General features: G+C 33.3%; 3 protein-coding genes. 2 read left to right on the forward strand and 1 reads right to left on the reverse strand.

Translation table 11 applies throughout. The annotated features are described in order from the left end of the window. Nucleotides 1-11: 11 nt before the first annotated feature. Entirely contained in the window at nucleotides 12-470 is a 459-nt protein-coding gene (locus tag DM800_RS28390; protein ID WP_000804864.1) for a YkyB family protein, read from the reverse strand. 177 nt (nucleotides 471-647) lie between these two features. Between DM800_RS28390 and ppx the strand changes: the two genes are divergently transcribed. Then, the gene (gene ppx, locus DM800_RS28395; protein ID WP_147788160.1) at nucleotides 648-2186 is read left to right on the forward strand and encodes an exopolyphosphatase; all 1539 of its coding nucleotides are present in this window, start codon (nucleotides 648-650) and stop codon (nucleotides 2184-2186) included. Between the two features lie 107 nt (nucleotides 2187-2293). Continuing rightward, complete coding sequence (locus tag DM800_RS28400) at nucleotides 2294-4402, forward strand: polyphosphate kinase (protein ID WP_000425559.1); 2109 nt, start codon at nucleotides 2294-2296, stop codon at nucleotides 4400-4402. Nucleotides 4403-4423: the final 21 nt, after the last annotated feature.

Genomic DNA, 4423 nt, shown 5'->3' on the forward strand with positions numbered 1-4423 from the left:
GCCAAACTGTTTTATTTTTTTGTATAAGTACGACTATACCATGGAACAGGTTCACTTAATTTTTTTTCTTGTTTCAATGCTTCAGGACCAATATAATCTTGAAGTGTTTTTTTTGCTACTGTTAAAGATAAGGTTGTTTTCGGATTTCGATAGGAGGATTCAAGATGACCAAGATGTGGTAGGATTCGAAAATCTTCTTTGGTAGGAGGAATATGGAAAAAATAATCACCTAAACGTATAAGAACATCAGATTGTTGTTGGCTAAAACGTGGATTTCTAGAAAAATGTAATCCTTCTTTAATAGCTTTTTTCTCAGCAATTAAGCGTTCTAAAGCCGTCTTTTTTAACCAGTATAAATACTTCGGATTAGTTGCAGCTTTAGCATGACGATTCACAACGAAAATAGATTGAGCTAGTCGATTAATAGAATGTTGGTTTTGTAATTGAGATTGTGGTTGTGAAGGCTTCATATTGAATCTCCTTTCAATTTTTCATTATTATAACATAAATAAAAGAGGTTTTTATTATATGCAAAAAGTGATTGTATATATTTTCAATATTAAAGCAATATTGTTACAAAAAACAACTATTTTGTATAATAGTAATAGAACGTGTTTTAGAAATTTGATAATGAAAGAGTGAGAAGTTTGAAAGAAATATTAAAACAGCAATATGCCATTATAGATATTGGATCTAATACAATGCGTTTAGTTATTTATGAAAAGCAAAACGGAGGTTTTTATAAGGAGATTGAAAATACGAAAGTGGTTGCTCGGCTAAGAAATTACTTAATTGATGGTGTGTTAAATGAAGAAGGAATAGAGGTATTGTTACAAACGTTATTTCAATTTCAAGAAAGTACACGATTCCACCAGTTGCATCATGTACTTTGTGTTGCAACAGCAACAATTAGACAGGCTGAGAATCAAGAGGCAATTAAAAAACTGGTTGAAGGACAAACAGACTTTACTCTTAGAGTCTTATCAGAATATGAAGAAGCACGTTACGGCTATTTAGCGGTTATGAATTCAACTTCGTTCTCTGAAGGAATTACAGTAGATATTGGTGGAGGAAGTACAGAAGTTACATATTTTCGAAATAGAGAGATTCTAGAGTACCATAGCTTTCCCTTTGGAGCACTTTCTTTAAAGCAACAATTTATTAAAGAGGATATACCTACTGAAGGCGAGTTGGAAAAGATTCAAACGTACTTAGAATATCAATTTCGAACATTACCATGGTTAATTGATAAGAAATTGCCTCTTATTGCAATTGGTGGTAGTGCGAGGAACTTAGTGAAAATCCATCAAAATTTAATTTGTTATCCTATAGCAGGGGTACATTTATATAAAATGAAAGAAGAAGATATTAAAAATGTGAAAGAAGAATTGGAAGCATTGTCGTTCATAGAACTTCAAAAATTGGAAGGATTGGCAAAAGATCGAGCAGATACAATTATTCCAGCAGTCGAAGTTTTTCATACGCTTGTTAATGTTATAGAGGCACGAGCATTTGTGTTAAGTAGAAAAGGGTTACGAGAAGGTGTTTTCTATGAAGAGTTGACAAAAGATTTGGGGATTTCATATTATCCGAACGTAGTCGAAGAAAGTTTGTATTTATTATCACATGAATATGAAATGGATATGGAATTTGTAATGCAGCTTATTAAACATGGAAGACTCATTTGTCAACAACTTGAAGAAACAGGGCTGATTTCTATGTCAGTAAAAGACTGGGAAGTATTCCATCAAGCAGCGAAAGTATTTAATATAGGTAAATATATAGACGAAGAAGCGAGCCGCTTACATACGTTTTATTTATTAGCGAATAAAACAATTGATGGGATGATGCATAAAGAGCGAGTTAGATTAGCGCTTATTGCGTCTTATAAATCAAAAATGTTATTCAAACAACATTTGTCCCCATTTGAAGGATGGTTTGATAAAAATGAACAAAAAAAAATCCGCCTATTAGGGGCTGTTTTACAGTTTTCAGCAGCTCTGAATATAAGACAAAGATCGCTTGTTGAATCGATATCTATAACAGAAAGTAAAGAAGGATTAACATTTAAAATTGTATGTGAGCAATCGGCATTAGCGGAAAAAGTGCAAGCTGAAAAACAAAAAAAGCAGCTGGAAAGAGTGTTGAAAACGACTATTAATTTATCCTTCGAATCAAAACGTTAAGTTGTACGGATGTCTTTACAAAAAATTAACACCTTGGAATATTGTAATTTGCTAAAATAAAAGTAACTAAATTATAGTAAAAAAGTTTCAGGGGAAGTGTGAAGAGGATGGAAATGTTGATGGGGAATATAGTGAATTTAAATGATACAGCTTATTACAATAATCGAGAATTAAGTTGGTTAGCATTTAATGAACGTGTACTACAAGAAGCGCAGGATGAAACAAATCCGCTCTTGGAAAGGTTAAAGTTTATTAGCATTTTCAGTTCCAATTTAGATGAATTCTTTATGGTACGCGTAGCAGGATTGAAGGATCAAGTGAGTGCTGGGTTTAACCAACCAGAAAATAAGGCTGGTTTAACACCAAAAAAGCAATTAAATAAAATTGCGATAAAGGCCCATGAATTAATGACTGTACAATATGATACGTTTAAAAATTATGTGTTGCCAGCGCTGGAGTTAGAGGGGATTGAACGTTTAACATTCCACGATTTGACGAAAGAACAGAGGGAATTTATAGAAGAGTATTTTGATGAGCAGATTTTTCCAGTCTTAACACCTGTAGCTATTGATGCATATCGTCCATTTCCGATGTTATTAAATAAAAGTTTGAATTTAGCTACTCTTTTATATGATGAGAAACAAGTGGAGGAAGAAAACCGCACGAAGTTAGGAATTGTACAAGTTCCTTCATTACTTGAACGTTTCATATTTTTACCGAGTGAGGGGCAAAAGCATAAATTTATTTTATTAGAAGATGTAATTAGTGGTTTTACTCATAAATTATTTACAGGATATAAAGTATCGTCTGTTACTCGTTTCCGTATTACACGCAATGCGGATTTAACGATTCATGAAGAAGGTGCGAGGGATTTATTAAAGGTAATTGAAAAAGAATTAAAAAAGCGTAAGTGGGGAGCTGCTGTACGTTTAGAAGTTGGCAAAGAGCATATTGATGAAAGAGTATTAGCATTATTATATGAGGTGTTGGAAGTAAAAGATGAAGATGTGTATATAATGGATGGACCATTAGATTTAACATGTCTATTTTCTTTATATAAAAAACTAGCTCCTTTATATGAACATCTAGTATATCCGGCTCTTATTCCGCAACGGCCTCAAGACTTGGGGGATGCGGAAGATGTATTCGAAAAAGCAATTGAGCATGATATTTTATTACATCATCCTTTTGAATCATTTCAGCCAGTAGTTGATTTTGTCCGTGATGCGGCAGACGATCCGAATGTACTTGCAATCAAACAAACATTATATCGAGTAAGTGGGGATTCACCGATTATTCAGGCGCTAAAGGTAGCAGCTGAAAAAGGGAAGCAAGTTACGGTATTAGTTGAATTGAAGGCAAGATTTGATGAAGAAAATAATGTGCATTGGGCTAAAGAATTAGAAAAGGCAGGCTGTCACGTTATTTACGGTGTAAGTCATTTGAAAACACATAGTAAAATTACGCTAGTTGTAAGAAGAAAAAACGGAAAAATCGAAAGGTTCGTACATCTCGGGACTGGAAATTATAATGACGCAACAGCAAAGTTATATACTGATTTTGGGTATATTACATCACGAAAAGACTTTGGGGTCGATGCAACAAATTTCTTTAATTATTTGAGTGGTTATACAACCAAGCCACATTTTCATCATTTATCGGTTGCACCATTTGATATAAGAGAGCAATTTATGGATTTAATAGATGAAGAAATCCGTTATCATAGGCAATATGGAAATGGATATATTATCGCTAAGATGAATTCATTAACAGATAAACCATTAATCAAAAAAATGTATGAAGCATCACAAGCTGGAGTAAAGGTAGAGCTCATCGTTCGAGGAACTTGTTGTTTAAGGCCTGGTATTCCAAATGTAAGTGAAAATATTCGGGTAGTTAGTGTTGTCGGGAGATATTTAGAACATAGCCGAATTTATTATTTCCATCATAATGGAGAAGAGAAAATATACTTATCTTCAGCTGACTGGATGACGCGGAATATGGAGAAGAGAGTAGAAATATCTTTCCCGATATTAGATATTGAAATGAAGGCGAGAATTAAGGCGATTTTACAACTTATATTAGCTGATAATGTGAAAACACGTGAACAGAATAAATCTGGTGAGTACTACTATGTTATTAATAGTAGTACAGAAGAAATTGATAGCCAAGTGAAGTTGTTTAAGATGGCGTATCAAAACACGGATGCTGAATAATGAGAACAAAGTAAAAAAACC

The sequence above is a fragment of the Bacillus sp. AY18-3 genome, from assembly GCF_008042305.1.
GTDB classification, from domain to species: Bacteria; Bacillota; Bacilli; order Bacillales; family Bacillaceae_G; genus Bacillus_A; species Bacillus_A wiedmannii.

What these genes read in the sequence shown, in the direction of transcription:
- DM800_RS28390 (WP_000804864.1), bottom strand. Translation starts at nt 470, where the DNA reads ATGAAGCCTTCACAACCACAATCTCAATTACAAAACCAACATTCTATT.
- DM800_RS28400 (WP_000425559.1), top strand. Translation starts at nt 2,294, where the DNA reads ATGGAAATGTTGATGGGGAATATAGTGAATTTAAATGATACAGCTTAT.